The following is a 16,050-nucleotide window of genomic DNA, read 5'->3' as shown; positions in this document are numbered from 1 at the left end:
AAGGATTTGACCCACCCTCTCTTCCCTATCGCTTTCGGCGCTCCTGTGCAGCGTGGATACGCGCGGGTTTGCGGCGTTGTTTGCTGCGCGGACGATGGAAATCCTGGGCATCGCTGGCCCCGACTACATGCAGCCGCATGAAGTTAGTTGAACCGGAAAATCTCTGGGTGCCGGCTACGACCCCCATGACATCACCTGGCGCAACTGCGTTTGATCGTAAGAGTTCGCGTTCGGCGTAGAGCACCATGTCTTCCGCCGAAGGAATTCTTCCGCAGGCTACCGGATAGACTCCCCAGAGCATATTCTGGCGATTACAGACGCGGGGTATGTGGGAGAAGCCGTAGATCAAACACTTGGGCCGATATTTGGAGATGAGTCGCGCCGTATTGCCGCTTTCCGTATACACGGAGATGGCGCGCATATCAAGATCAAGCGCAGCATGCGCCACCGATTCGCAAATGGTTTCCGCAATCGAGAGCTGATGCGTATTGTGGCGGCGGCGGATCACGGTCTCACCCATATTGCTTTCGGCCTCGAGCACAATCCGCGACATGATGGCCACGGCCTCGCGCGGATATTTGCCGCTGGCGGTTTCCGCCGAGAGCATCACGGCGTCGGTGCCGTCGAAGATGGCATTGGCCACGTCGCTGGCTTCGGCGCGGGTGGGGCGCGGATTTTCAATCATGGACTCCAGCATCTGCGTGGCCGTAATCACCGGCTTGCGCCATGCCAGGGCACGCCGGATGATGTGCTTCTGGATAATCGGCACCTTTTCTGGCGGCATCTCCACACCTAAGTCGCCACGCGCCACCATAACCCCTTCCGCTACATCGAAAATTTCTTCCAGATGCTCGATGGCCTGCGGTTTTTCCAGCTTGGCAATCACGGGCATGTCGGAGTTGTGCATCGCCAACTGGCGCTTGACAGCCCGCACGTCATCGGCGGTGCGGATAAAAGAAACCGCAACTGCGTCTACGGCGTGCTTGATGCCAAAGGCCAGGTCCTGCTCATCTTTTTCCGTCAGGGAAGGCACGCTGAGCACGCGCCCGGGAAGGTTGATGCCCTTGTGCTCGCCCAGCAAACCGCCGTTGATGACCTCACACTCCACGTCGTCGCCGTGAATGGCGCGCACGCGTAGCTCGATCAGCCCGTCGCATAGCAGAATGCGTGCACCCGGTTCAACGTCGTGCGCCAGGGTCTGGAAAGTGGTGGAAATCAAGGAAGGCGTTCCCAGCACGTCACGGGGGGTAATCACCACCCTTGAACCGGCCTTGAGCGCAACCGGCATGCGGGATTTGAGCCTGCCGGTGCGAATCTTGGGCCCCTGCAGGTCTTGCAGGATGCAGATGCTGCGGCCTTCTTTTTCGGCCACGCGGCGGAGCAGCTCAATACGCTTGGCATGGTCCGGATAGCCGCCATGCGAGAAGTTCAGGCGGGCAACATCCATGCCCATACGCATGAGATCGCGCAGCACGGCTTCGGAACTGCTCGCAGGGCCAATGGTACATACGATCTTGGCACGGCGCTTACTATCACGCACAGGCGAGACTGGTTCGTGATCGTGCTCTTGCACTTCATCCATGTCCTTGATATCCAGCGGTGGAACGGTTGTCACATTCGTTTCCTTAGTTTATTAGTTTATTCGTTTTCTTCAGCGGGATTGAACTGCGGGCTCTGCCGCTTTGGCATCTTCCACCGGCGGGGCCACTATAGTGCGCGGGTAGATGAGCGCGTTGAACTCAGCTCCAATCAGTACGATAAAAGAGATTATATAGAGCCAGACAAGCAGTGCGATGGCCACACCCAGCGGCCCATAGATCTGGTTATAGTCAGCATAATTGATTACATACCAGCCAAAAATTTCGGTTGCTGTCAGCCAGAGGACCGTAGCCAGGGCTGCCCCCGGTAAAACACGGTACCAGGGTTGCCAGCGGGGCAATCCAAAATGGTAGATCAACGCCAAAACAGCCACGCTGGTGAGCATGGAAATAAGCCAGCGCAACAGCGACGATAACATCAGAATCAGCGGCGTCAACTGGCCGCTGCTGTGCAGAATCCCCCATTTTTCGATCTCGCTGCCAAAGGCCGCAGAAAGCGTCGCCATGGTCATGGGAACAAAGGAAGCCAGCACGAGGAGAAACGCGATCCAGCGCTCTTTAAAGGGGTTCCAGCAGTGCTCCATGCGGTAGGCACGCACAAAACCATCCATCCATGAAACCACCACTCCCGAAGCTGCGAAGAGCATGATAGCTGTGGCAGAAACCAGGGTGCTGAGCGGACGCGCCTCCGGGTTCTCAAAATATGAACGAACTGCCTGTTTCGCGCCGGGCGGCATAATGGCATTCAGCGCTTCGCCAATTTCCTGAACAAATTCGACGCTTCGATGCGATGCCGTCAAAACAGATGCCAACACCATCAGGGCAGGAAACAGCGTCAGAATCGAATAGTAGGCCGCTGACCGCGCCGAGGTGAACACGTCATGCTCAAAACCGCGCCACAATGCCAAACGAAAGAGTCGCAGAAAGCGAAGCATAAGCTGTTAAGAGTACCAGTCAGCCAACCTTGGTGGCTAGTGTTGATCCTCCCAGCCTCACCTCATTAAGACGGCGCTTTGGAATCAACAAGTTATCTAGTGAGCAGCGGTAAAAGCACTTACGAATGAATTTTGGAAACTCAACTTCATCAAGCGCGCAAGTGCGATCAGCAGGCGTCGTCGGCCAGACAGCAATGCCGCGACCCCTTATAAAGAAGGCGCGGCATTGCCAAAAAAGACCTCTCTGCAACAACTATTCTGCTGTTAGCTCTTCGGTCTCGCCTTCCTGACGCATGAGTTCGAGCTGACGCTCGGCCTCCTGGTAGGCCTGTGAGACCTCTTCCTGCACCTTGGCGGCAGCTTCTTCCAACTCCGGCGCCAGACGCACGTTGCGATAATGCTCCATGCCGGTGCCGGCCGGGATGAGGCGGCCAACGATTACGTTCTCCTTCAGCCCGCGCAGGTGATCTACCGCTCCGTTGATGGAGGCTTCGGTCAGCACGCGCGTCGTCTCCTGGAAGGAGGCGGCAGAGATGAACGAATCGGTAGAGAGCGAGGCCTTGGTGATGCCCAGCAGCAGCGGACGGCCTGTTGCCGGTTTGCCGCCGTTGGCAATCACGCGATCGTTCTCTTCGCGGAAGTGGAACTTATCCACCTGCTGCTCGAGCAGGAAGGTGGTATCGCCCACGTCCTCGACCTTCACCCAGCGCATCATCTGGCGGACAATCACCTCAATATGCTTGTCGCTGATGTTGACGCCCTGCAGGCGGTAGACCTCCTGGATTTCGTTCACCAGGTAGGCCTGCAGCTCCTTCTCACCCAGTACGGCAAGGATGTCGTGCGGGTTGAGCGGGCCATCCATCAACGGCTCGCCGGCCTTCACGCGCTCGCCTTCCTGCACGTTGATGTGCACGCCGCGGGGCACGGAGTACTCTTTTTCCGTTCCCGTGTCACTGATGACGAAGATCTTGCGCTGTCCTTTGGCGACCTCGCCGAACTTCACCGCACCGTCAATTTCGCTGATGACAGCCGTCTCACGCGGCTTGCGAGCTTCAAACAGTTCCACCACGCGCGGCAGACCGCCCGTGATGTCCTTGGTCTTGGTGGTTTCACGCGGAATCTTGGCCAGCACATCGCCAGGATGCACGGTGTCTCCGTCGTTGATCATGAGGTGGGCGCGCGACGGCATGAGATAACGGCGCGTGCTCTTGCCCTTAATGAGGATCGCCGGCTGGCGCTTCTCATCGGGCGACTCGGTGACCACGTGGCGTGAAAGTCCGGTGACTTCATCCACTTCTTCGTGCAGGGTCAAGCCTTCCTGCAAGTCTTTGTATTGCACTTGTCCGCCGATTTCGGTCAGGATAGCGAAGGTGTATGGGTCCCACTCCACCATGGCCTGGCCGAGTGTGACTTGGGCACCGTCTTCGACTTTGATTTTTGCGCCGTATACCACGGCGTAGCGTTCTTTTTCCCGGCCCTTTTCGTCTAAAACCGTGATGGAGCCGGCGCGGTTCATCACCACCAGATCGCCTGCCTTGGAGCGGACGGTCTGCAAACCGACAAAGCGCACCATACCGGCGTTTTTTGCCTCGAGACGCGACTGCTCGGAGACACGCGATGCGGTTCCACCGATGTGGAAGGTACGCATAGTAAGCTGCGTTCCCGGCTCACCGATAGATTGGGCTGCAATCACGCCTACGGCCTCACCCAGCTCGACCAGGCGTCCTGAGGCGAGGTTGCGTCCGTAGCAACTGACGCATACGCCGCGCTTGGATTCGCAGGTCAACACCGAGCGGATCTTAACGCGCTCGATGCCGGCAGCCTGGATCGCGGAAGCCAGTTCTTCGTTGATATCTTGATTGACGTCAACGATGACGTTGCCCTCGTAATCCTTGATCTTCTCCAGCGAAACGCGTCCAATAATACGGTCACGCAGCGGCTCGATGATGTCGCCGGCTTCAACGATGGAGCCGACATAAATGCCATCCAGCGTGCCGCAATCGCCCTCGCTGATGATCACGTCCTGGGCCACGTCTACCAGACGGCGGGTCAGATAACCGGAGTCGGCTGTCTTAAGCGCCGTATCTGCCAGACCTTTGCGCGCTCCGTGCGTGGAGATGAAGTACTGCAACACCGTCAACCCCTCGCGGAAGTTTGCCGTGATTGGCGTTTCGATGATTTCACCTGACGGCTTGGCCATCAGACCGCGCATGCCGGAGAGCTGGCGAATCTGTTGTTTCGATCCGCGGGCGCCGGAGTCGGCCATGACGTAAATCGGATTCAGGTTGCCGGCCTTGTCCTGCTGCTTCATGGCATCGAACATTTCATCGGCAACTTTTTCCGTGATCTTCGACCAGATTTCTACAACTTTGTTGTAGCGCTCGCCGAAGGTGATGGCGCCATCCAGGTATTGCTGTTGCACGCTGATGACTTCTTTTTCGGCGCGACTGACCAGCGTGGCCTTGTCATCGGGAATGACCATGTCATCAATTCCGATGGAAAGACCGGCGCGAGTAGCGGAGCGGAAGCCAAGCTGCTTGACCTGGTCGAGCATCTTGACAGTGGTCTCGAGACCAAAGCGCAGGTAGCAATAGTTCACGAGCTGCCCGATGCCCTTTTTCTTCAGCAGCCCGTTGATAAACGGCATCGCGTCAGGAAGCTCGTCGTTCAGGATCACGCGGCCTACGGTGGTATTCAGCAACTGGCGCTCGACTTTTTTGGGTTCGGTGTGCAAGACATCCTGATCGTCGTAGGCCGCGGTAAGGTCAATGACCTCGCCGCTGTACCGCAGACGAATCGGGGTTAGCGTCTCCACCTCACCGGAATCGAGCGCGAGCAGCACTTCATCAATATTGGCGAAAGCCCGGCCTTCACCCTTGGCGCCCTTGCGCTCTTTGGTCAGGTAGTAAAGTCCCAGCACCATATCCTGCGTGGGCACCGTGATGGGCTGGCCCGACGCGGGAGAAAGAATGTTGTGGGAAGAGAGCATCAACACGCTGGCTTCCACTTGCGCTTCGGGCGAAAGCGGGATGTGCACAGCCATCTGGTCGCCGTCGAAATCGGCGTTGAAAGCGGTGCAAACCAGCGGATGGATCTTGATGGCCTTACCTTCCACCAGCACGGGCTCAAAGGCCTGAATGCCAAGACGGTGCAGGGTGGGGGCGCGGTTCAACAGCACGGGATGGTCCTTGATGACCTCTTCCAGAATGTCCCATACAATGGGCTCTTGCTGCTCCACCATTTCCTTGGCCTGTTTGATGGTGGTGCACTGCCCGGTCTGCTCTAGCCGGTGATAGATAAACGGCTTGAATAGCTCGAGCGCCATCTTCTTGGGCAGGCCGCACTGATGCAGTTTGAGCTCCGGACCTACCACGATGACCGAACGACCGGAGTAATCCACACGCTTGCCCAGCAGGTTCTGGCGGAAGCGTCCTTGCTTTCCCTTCAGCGTATCGCTGAGCGACTTGAGCGGACGATTGTTGGCGCCGCGCAGTACACGTCCACGGCGGCCGTTGTCGAAGAGCGCGTCCACGGCTTCCTGCAACATGCGCTTTTCGTTGCGCACGATGACCTCAGGAGCGTGCAGGTCCATCAGCTTCTTCAAGCGGTTGTTGCGGTTGATCACGCGGCGATACAGATCGTTCAAATCTGAAGTCGCAAAGCGTCCGCCATCGAGCGGCACCAGCGGGCGCAGCTCAGGCGGAATGACCGGAATTACATCCAGGATCATCCAATTGGGCTTGTTACCGCTTCTGCGGAAGGCTTCCACGACTTTCAGCCGCTTGGCATACTTGAGGCGCTTCTGCAGCGAGCTCTCGTGCTTCATCTTCTCGCGCAGCTCCAGCGACAACTCATCTGTGTTAACGCGCTTGAGCAGTTCTTTGATAGCTTCAGCGCCCATCATGGCCTTGAAGCCGGTGGCGCGGTACTGCTGGTCGAGCTCGCGGAAGTGCTGCTCGTCTTTAATGACCTCGTAGTCCTTCACCGGGGCGTCGCCGGGATCAACAACGACATAGGCTTCAAAATAGAGAATGGACTCTAGCTCGCGCAGCGAGATATCCAGAATGTGGCCGATGCGCGAAGGAAGTCCCTTGAAAAACCATACGTGCGAGCAGGGCGAGGCCAGCTCGATGTGTCCCAGGCGCTCACGCCGCACCTTGGAGAGCGTAACTTCAACACCGCACTTGTCGCAGATGACGCCGCGGTGCTTCATGCGCTTATATTTGCCGCACAGACACTCCCAGTCGGCGACCGGACCAAAGATGCGGGCACAGAACAAACCGTCACGTTCCGGCTTGAAGGTACGGTAGTTGATGGTCTCAGGCTTGGTGACCTCACCATGGGACCAGCTCCGGATCTTTTCCGGAGATGCCAAGCTAATGCGGATAGCGTCAAAATCACTGACCGGGTTTCCGAGATCGAATGGGCTCGAACGGTACAAGGGTTCCTCCATGTGGCGTCTGCGTGCACCACGAACGGCTCCGAAAATCAGTGGCCAGTTATGAGTGGCCGGTTGCCAGTTTTCTTGCCTGCAGCGTCGGAGCGTTTTGCAGGCTCAATGCAATTGAAATTTGGAAGCCAGCCACAACTGGCTACTGGCAACTGGCTTCCGGCAACTTGTCTTTTAGTCGGCGGCGGCGGCCACAATCTGCTTCTTGCCGCCTTCCACCTTGATTAACTCAACATCGAGACAGAGCGATTGGAGTTCGCGGACCAGAACGTTGAACGATTCCGGAACGCCGGGCTCAATGGCAGCTTCGCCCTTGACGATGGCCTCGTAAATCTTGGTGCGGCCATAAACGTCGTCAGACTTCGCTGTCAGCAGCTCCTGCAAGATGTAGGCAGCGCCGTAAGCTTCCAGCGCCCAGACTTCCATTTCTCCGAAGCGCTGTCCGCCGAACTGCGCTTTACCACCCAGCGGCTGCTGGGTGATCAGCGAGTACGGACCGATGCTGCGCGCGTGAATCTTGTCATCAACCAGGTGAGAGAGTTTCAGCATGTAGATGTAGCCTACGGTCACCGGCTGCTCGAACTTTTCTCCGGTCATGCCGTCGAACAAATCCACTTTGCCTGATGTCGGCAGACCGGCCTCAGAGAGCAGAGACTTGATTTCCGTTTCGCGGGCTCCGTCAAACACCGGCGAACCGAAATAGACTCCCTTCTCGAAGGTTTCTGCCACGCGCATAAGTGCTTCATCATCGAGTTCAGTGATGGTGTCTACAAAAGCGCTGTCTTTGAAGATCTTCTTCAGTTCGCGGCGTACGTCTTCAACCTTGATCCGGGTGCGGTCCAGAAGTTCAGAGACGCGCTGGCCGAGCTCGTGACCCGCCCAACCCAGGTGGGTTTCAAGTATCTGTCCCACATTCATACGGCTGGGCACACCCAGCGGGTTGAGGACGATCTCAACCGGCGTTCCGTCAGCCAGATAAGGCATATCCTCTTCCGGCAGAATGCGCGCGATCACGCCCTTGTTGCCGTGGCGGCCGGCCATCTTGTCGCCTACGCTGAGCTTGCGCTTCATGGCGATGTAAACCTTTACCAGCTTGATTACGCCGGGAGGAAGTTCATCGCCCTTTTGCAGCTTTTCGACCTTCTCTTTGACGATCTTGCGCAGAACGTCAATCTGGCGCGAGGTCATCTCTTCGATTTCATCAATCTGCTCGTTCACACGCGGGTCTTTATCGGCATACTTGATGCGCTTCAGGTTGCGCGTCGAAATACGCTCGATGGTCTCGCGGTCGAGGACCGTACCCTTGGTCAGAAGACGCTTGTTGGTCTTCTCATCGTGCAGGTCAGCCTCGACTTTCTTGTCGCCCAGCAAAGCTTCCAGGCGTTTCAGGCGCTCGTCGGTGAGAATTCGGATCTCATCGGCAAGGTTCTTTTCCAGTCGCTCGACTTGAGTGGCTTCGATCTGTTTCGCGCGCTCGTCTTTTTCCTGGCCTTTGCGCGAGAAGATTTTCACATCCACCACCGTGCCTTCGATACCAGGAGGGCAGGTGAGAGAGGCGTCACGCACATCGCCGGCCTTTTCGCCGAAGATGGCGCGTAGCAGCTTCTCTTCCGGCGTGAGCTGGGTCTCGCCTTTGGGCGTGACCTTGCCTACCAGAATGTCTCCTGGCTTCACGCTGGCGCCGATACGAATGACTCCGCTTTCATCGAGATCACGCAACGATGACTCGCTCACATTGGGGATATCGCGCGTGACTTCTTCCGGTCCGAGCTTGGTATCGCGGGCCTCGATCTCGAACTCTTCAATGTGAATGGAGGTGTAGTAATCCTCCTTCACCATCTTTTCCGAAATCAGGATCGCGTCCTCAAAGTTGTACCCGCGCCAGGGCATGAAGGCCACAAGCACGTTGCGGCCCAGGGCCAGTTCGCCCTGATCGGTGCAGGGGCCGTCGGCGATCACCTGCCCTTTCAGCACGCGGTCGCCCTTACGGACAATCGGCTTCTGGTTGATGCAGGTGTTCTGGTTGGAGCGCTTGAACTTGGTCAGCGCATAAATATCGCTTCCCACCTCGCGGGAGAGCTGCGTCGGATGATGCTCGCCTTCCACGCGTACGATGATGCGCTCGGAATCCACTGAGTCCACAATTCCGTTGCGGCGGGCGAGGACAACTGCGCCGGAATCGCGCGCGGTGACTCCTTCCATCCCCGTTCCCACAATGGGAGCTTCGGCGCGCAACAATGGAACCGACTGGCGCTGCATGTTCGCACCCATGAGTGCGCGGTTGGCGTCGTCGTGTTCGAGGAATGGGACCAGCGACGCAGCCACCGAAACAAGCTGCTTCGGGCTGACGTCAATGAAATCCACCTCGTCGCGGCTGACCAGCACAAAGTTACCCGCCTTGCGGGCGTTCACCAGCTCGCTGGTAATGCGGCCCTTATCATCTAACTCTACGTTGGCCTGCGCGATGACGTGGCGGTCTTCTTCCCAGGCAGAGAGATAGAAGGAATGTGGCTCGTTCTCGATTTGGCGCTTGCGGCGCTCCTTGAGGTCGGCATTGGCCTTCTCTACTTCGTGCTTTTCAATGACGTCTCCGACGCGGTAGTCGCTGTCCCCGCCGTTGACAACGGTAATAAAATCGAGCACACGTCCGGCCTTCACCTTTCTATAAGGCGACTCGATGAAGCCGTAGTCGTTGATGCGGGCATAGCAGCTCAGTGAAGAGATAAGCCCGATGTTTGGACCTTCCGGGGTCTCGATAGGACAAATACGCCCGTAGTGCGTAGGGTGCACGTCGCGCACTTCGAACCCGGCGCGCTCACGAGACAAACCACCCGGCCCAAGCGCGGAAAGACGCCGCTTGTGCGTGATCTCGGAGAGCGGATTGGTCTGATCCATGAACTGCGAGAGCTGCGACGATCCGAAGAATTCCCGGATGGCAGCCATGACCGGCTTGGCGTTGACCAGGTCGTGCGGCATGGCCGTGGACATCTCCTGATACACCGACATCTTCTCTTTAATCGCGCGCTCCATGCGCACCAGACCGATGCGGAACTGGTTTTCCATCAACTCGCCCACGGCTCGTACGCGACGATTGCCCAGGTGATCAATGTCATCCACCAGGCCGATATTTTTGCGCAGCTTCAACAGGTAGCGGATCGTACCGTAAAAATCTTCCGGCTCCAGCGTGCGGTTGTCGAGGCTGGAAGCATCGGCCTTCTCGAACAATTTGATATTGAACTTCAAACGGCCCACGCGAGAGAAGTCGTACTTGCGCGGATCGAAGAACATGCCATGAAACAACGCTGTGGCAGTATCCAGAGTCGGCGGATCGCCCGGACGCAGTTTGCGGTAGATTTCAATCAGCGCTTCCTGCGGCGTCTTGACGGAATCGCGGCGCAGGGTTGTGCTGATGACCGTTCCCACGTCGTCGCGCTCAGGGAAGAACACCTGGATTTCGGCAACACCCGCTTCAGCGATCTTGGAAAGCTTGTCGGTAGTGATTTCGGTGTTAGCTTCAACCAGGACTTCGCCCGTATTGGTGTCCACTATATCGGCGGCAGCGTATGCACCTTCCAGATCGCCCACATCAACTTCAATTTCTGAAATCTTTGCCTTCTGAATTTCCTTCAGAAGAGCATGGTTCAGCTTGCGGCCGGAGTGCGCAATTTCTTCTCCGCTCTTGTTAACGATGCGGTGCGTGAGCTTCATCCCCAAAAGACTGGTAGGCTTCTCGACGCCTGGTTCCAGGGTCCAGTAAATCTTCTTGTTCTTCAACGCAATCTTGTCTACGGTGTAGAACGTCTTCAAAATATCTTCATCGGAGCGCAGTCCGAGCGCGCGCAGGAAGATAGTCCCCAGGAACTTGCGCTTGCGATCAATGCGCACGTAAAGAATGTTCTTCTGGTCGTATTCAAACTCCACCCAGGAGCCGCGGTAAGGAATGATTTTCCCGAGGAAGTAAGTGCGGTTCGCGGCAGTCTCAAAGAAGACGCCCGGTGAACGGTGCAACTGGCTGACAATCACGCGCTCTGTCCCATTGATGATGAATGTCCCGTTTTGGGTCATCAAAGGCACGTCACCAAAGAACACTTCCTGCTCTTTGATGTCGCGAATGCTGCGGTTGCCGGTTTCGGCATCTTTGTCGAAAATCGTGAGGCGGATGGTCACCTTCAGCGGCGCAGAATAGGTCATGCCGCGCTCTTCACACTCGTTCACGTCGTACTTCAACTGCAGGCCGACTGGGTCGCCGCACTTGGTGCAGAAGTCCGGAGTGTTGGTGTTGTAGGTTCCGCAATTGCTGCAGAGCACATCGCCAGCATGGAACGGATCGGTGATTACAGTGTTGCCGCAATTCCGGCAGGTGGTGCGCAGGTGGTGCAGCCCCTTCAGGTGGCCGCATTTACACTCCCAGTTGCCGATGGCGTAATCCACGAAATCAAGCTGGGAAACATTGCGAAAGTCCGTAATGGGAAACACGGAGGTAAACACGGATTGCAATCCGGTCTCCTGGCGCTCGCTGGGCAGCCGGTCCATCTGCAGAAAACGCTCGTAGGAGCGCTTCTGGACTTCAATCAGATTAGGAATCTGAATGGTCGCGGGAATTTTGGAAAAGTCTAGGCGATTGCGAGAGGCAATATTCTTGATCGGCATTGGTCAAAAATCCTTCTAAACTCAGGGAAACCCTGGAGTCGCTTCATCAGGCCACGAGCTGTTCAGCGTCGTGGCGAAAAAACCACAGCTCTGCGGCTGTGGGTTTGGACTTAAAAATGCAGCAACGCTCGCGGAGACGTATTGCCCCGCAAGCGCCATTTCGAGCACTTGGCCTCAATCGAGATTTATTTGTTAACGCGCAGTTTGAAAAACCAGTCGGTTGAGAGGACGCCCCGCCCTGGTCAGCAGTTCGTCGTAACTAATTGTAACAGAATTCTCAAAGCTGCGTTGGCCACCAAGCAGTCTTTTCTTCTGTCAAAGCTGGGATTGGACCACCGGAATACCTCCCCAATGGCCCCAATCACCTTGTAGGCAAAAAGCTTAGCCTTACTTTACTTCGACAGTTGCGCCGGCTTCGGTAAACTTCTTCTTGATGGTCTCGGCTTCTTCCTTGTTGACGCCTTCCTTAATGGTCTTAGGAGCGCCATCCACCAAGTCCTTGGCCTCTTTCAAGCCCAGGCTGGTGACTTCACGTACAGCCTTGATTACATTGATCTTATTGGCGCCTGCACTGGTCAGCACGACGGCAAATTCGGTCTTTTCTTCCGCCGCAGCCGCTGCCCCCGCCGCCGCACCGCCGCCCGCCACAACTACCGGGGCTGCTGCCGCTGCCGAGACACCCAAGCGCTCTTCCAGCTTTTTCACGAGCTGGGCCGCATCAAGCAGGCTCAACCCTACTATTTGTTCTTCCAATTGCTGTAAATCAGCCATGTTGTTTCTCCAAAATTTGAATTTGTGCTGTTGAGCCTTCCGTTCTTTTGGCTTCCGATGCGCTCCAGACAGCGCGCCAAAGAAACTTCATTGACTCAGAACCTGTAGCCAGAACAGCGCACCACCCGCCCTGGCGAAAATTAATTACCGTGTAGAGACGCAACATGTTACGTCTCTACAAAAATCCTAGGCTTCCTTAAATTTCTTCTTTTCCACGCCTTGATTCAGCACCACAGCTACATCACGGCCGACGGCATTCAGAACCGTAACCAGACGTTGCGCTGGGGCATTGATGAGGAACAGCAGCTTGGAATAAATCTCTTCCTTGCTCGGCATGCTGGCCAACGCTTCGATCTCTTTGATCGAAATAGCGCGGCCTTCAACGATGCCCGCCTTGAAGGTGAACTCCGGGTTATCTTTGGCGTACTTGGTGAGCGCCTTGGCTAGCGCCACCGGATCGCCTTCCGTGGTTACGACCGAAGTAACCCCTTTGAGGTTCTTCAGGCCCTCTTCGATTGCTGTTCCCTTGGCGGCGCGAGTGGCCAGTGTATTCTTGACCACGCGATAACGGCCACCCACCGAGCGCACCGATTTACGCAGTTCAAAATCCTGCGCCACGGTCAGCTTGGCAAAGCTGCCTACAATGGCGCTCTTCACCTTCTTGAAGTCAGCGCCCATCTTTTCAACTTGCTCAATCTTTTTTGCTTTAGTTACGGCCATTTTCTTTTCCTCTTGGCTCAGCGCGCCGTGCGCGCTTCAAATCTCTTTGACATCATCTTGCTGCAAAATCTTTACGCCTTTGCGGCTGCTTCCACTGCGGAGGTATCAATCTTGATTCCCGGCCCCATGCTGGAAGAAAGCGTCACGCCTTTGATGTATTTGCCCTTGGCTGCAGCCGGCTTGGCCTTGATAACACTGGTCAGCACTACTGTGGCGTTCTCCACCAGCTTATCGGGCGTGAACGAGATCTTGCCCACAGGCACATGCACCAGCGCGGTTTTATCGGTGCGGAACTCGACCTTACCGGCCTTGATTTCGGTCACAGCCTTGGTCACGTCATTAGTGACCGTGCCAGTCTTGGGGTTGGGCATCAAACCACGCGGACCGAGCACCTTGCCCAGTTTACCCACAGATTTCATCATGTCGGGCGAGGCGATGACGGCGTCAAAATCACTCCAGTTTTCTTTCTGGATCTTTTCCACCATGTCTTCACCGCCGACAAAGTCCGCCCCGGCATTGCGGGCTTCCTGGAATTTGTCAGCTCCAACGATGGCCAGAACTTTTTTGGATTTACCCAAACCGTGCGGCAGAACTACTGTGCCGCGTACCATCTGGTCTGCATGCTTGGGGTCTACCCCCAGCCGCATGGTGACCTCTACCGTCTCGTCAAATTTGGTATATTTGACCTTCTGTAAGAGGGGCACCGCTTCGTTCAGGGCGTAAGGGCGCTTTTCAATCGCGGCGCGTGCTTTGGTAATGTTTTTTCCTGATTTGCGCATTGTTTTTGACCTTTCAGTCTTCCACCGCTCATTTTTTGTTCCAAATGGCCGTGGTGTTTAAATTTTTTTAAGCAACTACATCAATTCCCATGGAGCGCGCCGTTCCCTTCACACTCTTGATTGCGGCGTCAACGCTGGCAGCATTCAGGTCCGGCATCTTCTGCTTGGCGATATCGGCAACCTGCTTTTCTGTGACCTTGCCCACTTTGTCCTTATTCGGAGTGCCTGAGCCTTTGGCTATTCCAGCCGCGCGCTTGAGCAGCACCGAAGCCGGCGGCGTCTTGGTGATGAAGGTGAACGAGCGGTCGCTATAGACCGAGATCACCACCGGGATAATCAACCCATCCAACTCTTTCGCCGAAGTCTTGGCGTTGAACTGCTTGCAAAACTCCATGATGTTGACCTGCGCCTGTCCCAGTGCAGGACCAACCGGCGGCGCAGGCGTGGCCTTGCCTGCCGCGATTTGCAACTTGACTTGTCCGGTAACTTTCTTGACTGCCATAAATTTCCTAAATCCTTTTTATGAATTCCAAATTCTTTTGCAGGTGTGCTCTTATGCCACCTTTTCGACTTGCCCAAACTCCAGTTCAACCGGGGTGGCGCGTCCGAAAATTGTGACCATGACCTTCAGGGTCTCGCGATCCTCATTGACCTCATCCACGACCCCGTTAAAATTGGCGAACGGCCCTTCGGTGATGCGCACGGATTCGTTCTTCTCGAATTTGACCCTGAGTTTGGGCTTGTCTTTCCCACTCGAGACCCGGTAAACAATCTGGTTGACCTCTTCTTCGCTGAGCGGCGCAGGATGCTGCGCATTACCCAAAAAACCAGTCACGCGGGGCGTGGATTTGATCAGATGCCACACGTTGTCATCCAGGTCCATCTCCACCAAAACGTAGCCCGGATAGAACATCTGCTCGCTGGTGTACTTCTTTCCGCCGCGCATCTGGGTCACGGTCTCGGTGGGGATCACCACTTTGCCGATTTTCTCCTGCAGTCCAAACGCTTGCACGCGCGACTCCAGCGACTCTTTTACCTTGCGCTCAAACCCGGAGTAGGTATGGATGATGTACCACCTAAAGTTCGGGTTCGATGGCGTCCGCTGCTCCGGCGCAGGAACACCTGCGCCCTGCGGTTCGGAGTCTTTCGCGTTAGATTTGATTTCTTCGCTCATATCAGTGCTGCTTACTTGGAGAAATAATGGAATACCCAATCAACACCTCGGCCTAAAAGAAAATCTACTATCGCAAAGTACGTCCCGAATATCGCCACCGCGACAATGACCACAATCGTCGTGGCACGAACCTCTTTGACGGACGGGCGGGAAACATGCCGCATCTCATTGCGCACCTCGCTTAAAAAACTGCGGGTGCGGGTAGGAAACGACTTCAGCCTTTCCCCAATGCTGTCGTTCTCATAATTCGTTGCAATTGCCGACTTTGCCATTTGAATCCTACTTTTCTTTTAGACCCAGCCGCTTCCGGCTGCATCTGCTCTCTTCTCTTTAAGTCCTGGCAGGGGCGGAGGGATTCGAACCCCCAAGTCCGGTTTTGGAGACCGGCAGTTTAGCCGTTGAGCTTACGCCCCTCCATAAATTGAGCAATTTTGAAATTATGTAATTGGGAATTGGAGTCGTTCGTTCCAGGCTCTAAATCAATTTCCAAATTACCCGATTACTCAATTATTTCACTTCTTTATGCGGCGTGTGTTTCCGGCACTTGCGACAGAACTTATTGAATTCCAGACGCTCGGTCGTGGTTTTCTTGTTCTTGGTCGTCGAGTAGTTCCGGTCCTTACACTCGCCGCACTGCAATGTAACAATCTCGCGCATAACTGCTATCTCACTATATCGTCCCTGCGGACTTAATGTTTGAATTTTGTAATCCCAAGGCTTGCGCCTTGGGATAGTTTCTTATGCCAAAACTTCCGAGATGGTCCCGGCACCCACGGTCCTGCCGCCTTCGCGGATCGCGAACCGCAAGCCCTTCTCCATCGCCACCGGCGTAATCAGCTCAATCGTCAGCGCCACGTTGTCCCCCGGCATCACCATCTCCGTGCCGCCCGGCAACTCCGCCACGCCCGTCACGTCCGTCGTACGGAAGTAGAACTGCGGACGGTAGCCCTTAAAGAACGGCGTATGTCTGCCG

At 55.9% G+C, this 16,050-nt stretch carries 11 protein-coding genes and 1 tRNA gene; all 12 read right to left on the bottom strand.

Features of this window, described 5'->3' with window-relative positions:
• Window positions 1-25: 25 nt before the first annotated feature.
• A complete protein-coding gene (gene pyk, locus VK738_04200; protein ID HTD21829.1) occupies window positions 26-1,615 on the bottom strand; it encodes a pyruvate kinase in 1,590 nt (529 codons plus the stop codon).
• 36 nt (window positions 1,616-1,651) lie between these two features.
• Window positions 1,652-2,533, bottom strand: coding sequence for a YihY/virulence factor BrkB family protein (locus tag VK738_04195; GenBank protein HTD21828.1), 882 nt, complete (start codon window positions 2,531-2,533; stop codon window positions 1,652-1,654).
• Between the two features lie 253 nt (window positions 2,534-2,786).
• Window positions 2,787-6,986, bottom strand: coding sequence for a DNA-directed RNA polymerase subunit beta' (rpoC, locus tag VK738_04190; protein HTD21827.1), 4,200 nt, complete (start codon window positions 6,984-6,986; stop codon window positions 2,787-2,789).
• A gap of 171 nt (window positions 6,987-7,157) precedes the next feature.
• Window positions 7,158-11,633 carry a DNA-directed RNA polymerase subunit beta gene (gene rpoB, locus VK738_04185; protein ID HTD21826.1) on the bottom strand — a complete coding sequence of 1,492 codons (4,476 nt, stop codon included), beginning with the start codon at window positions 11,631-11,633 and terminating at the stop codon, window positions 7,158-7,160.
• Between the two features lie 387 nt (window positions 11,634-12,020).
• On the bottom strand, window positions 12,021-12,404 hold the full coding sequence (gene rplL, locus VK738_04180; GenBank protein HTD21825.1) for a 50S ribosomal protein L7/L12: 384 nt from the start codon (window positions 12,402-12,404) through the stop codon (window positions 12,021-12,023).
• A 186-nt stretch (window positions 12,405-12,590) separates the two neighbouring features.
• Window positions 12,591-13,124, bottom strand: a complete 534-nt coding sequence (gene rplJ, locus VK738_04175; GenBank protein ID HTD21824.1) for a 50S ribosomal protein L10 — start codon at window positions 13,122-13,124, stop codon at window positions 12,591-12,593.
• 71 nt (window positions 13,125-13,195) lie between these two features.
• A complete protein-coding gene (gene rplA / locus VK738_04170) occupies window positions 13,196-13,903 on the bottom strand; it encodes a 50S ribosomal protein L1 (GenBank protein ID HTD21823.1) in 708 nt (235 codons plus the stop codon).
• A gap of 67 nt (window positions 13,904-13,970) precedes the next feature.
• Window positions 13,971-14,405 carry a 50S ribosomal protein L11 gene (gene rplK / locus VK738_04165; protein ID HTD21822.1) on the bottom strand — a complete coding sequence of 145 codons (435 nt, stop codon included), beginning with the start codon at window positions 14,403-14,405 and terminating at the stop codon, window positions 13,971-13,973.
• Window positions 14,406-14,456: 51 nt separating this feature from the next.
• Window positions 14,457-15,077, bottom strand: coding sequence for a transcription termination/antitermination protein NusG (gene nusG, locus VK738_04160; GenBank protein ID HTD21821.1), 621 nt, complete (start codon window positions 15,075-15,077; stop codon window positions 14,457-14,459).
• Window positions 15,078-15,088: 11 nt separating this feature from the next.
• On the bottom strand, window positions 15,089-15,349 hold the full coding sequence (gene secE, locus VK738_04155; GenBank protein ID HTD21820.1) for a preprotein translocase subunit SecE: 261 nt from the start codon (window positions 15,347-15,349) through the stop codon (window positions 15,089-15,091).
• A gap of 66 nt (window positions 15,350-15,415) precedes the next feature.
• Window positions 15,416-15,491: transfer RNA gene (locus VK738_04150), tRNA-Trp, on the bottom strand.
• Window positions 15,492-15,815: 324 nt separating this feature from the next.
• A partial coding sequence (locus VK738_04145; GenBank protein HTD21819.1) for a hypothetical protein occupies window positions 15,816-16,050 on the bottom strand: 235 nt, incomplete at its 5' end.

It is taken from the genome of Terriglobales bacterium (assembly GCA_035487355.1).
GTDB lineage: Bacteria > Acidobacteriota > Terriglobia > Terriglobales > Acidobacteriaceae > QIAW01.
Note: the sequence above shows the minus strand (reverse complement) of the source record. Positions and strands in the feature narration are given on the sequence as shown.

What these genes read in the sequence shown, in the direction of transcription:
- rplJ (HTD21824.1), bottom strand. Translation starts at nt 13,124, where the DNA reads ATGGCCGTAACTAAAGCAAAAAAGATTGAGCAAGTTGAAAAGATGGGC.
- rplL (HTD21825.1), bottom strand. Translation starts at nt 12,404, where the DNA reads ATGGCTGATTTACAGCAATTGGAAGAACAAATAGTAGGGTTGAGCCTG.
- VK738_04195 (HTD21828.1), bottom strand. Translation starts at nt 2,533, where the DNA reads ATGCTTCGCTTTCTGCGACTCTTTCGTTTGGCATTGTGGCGCGGTTTT.
- rpoB (HTD21826.1), bottom strand. Translation starts at nt 11,633, where the DNA reads ATGCCGATCAAGAATATTGCCTCTCGCAATCGCCTAGACTTTTCCAAA.
- rplK (HTD21822.1), bottom strand. Translation starts at nt 14,405, where the DNA reads ATGGCAGTCAAGAAAGTTACCGGACAAGTCAAGTTGCAAATCGCGGCA.
- secE (HTD21820.1), bottom strand. Translation starts at nt 15,349, where the DNA reads ATGGCAAAGTCGGCAATTGCAACGAATTATGAGAACGACAGCATTGGG.
- rpoC (HTD21827.1), bottom strand. Translation starts at nt 6,986, where the DNA reads ATGGAGGAACCCTTGTACCGTTCGAGCCCATTCGATCTCGGAAACCCG.
- nusG (HTD21821.1), bottom strand. Translation starts at nt 15,077, where the DNA reads ATGAGCGAAGAAATCAAATCTAACGCGAAAGACTCCGAACCGCAGGGC.
- rplA (HTD21823.1), bottom strand. Translation starts at nt 13,903, where the DNA reads ATGCGCAAATCAGGAAAAAACATTACCAAAGCACGCGCCGCGATTGAA.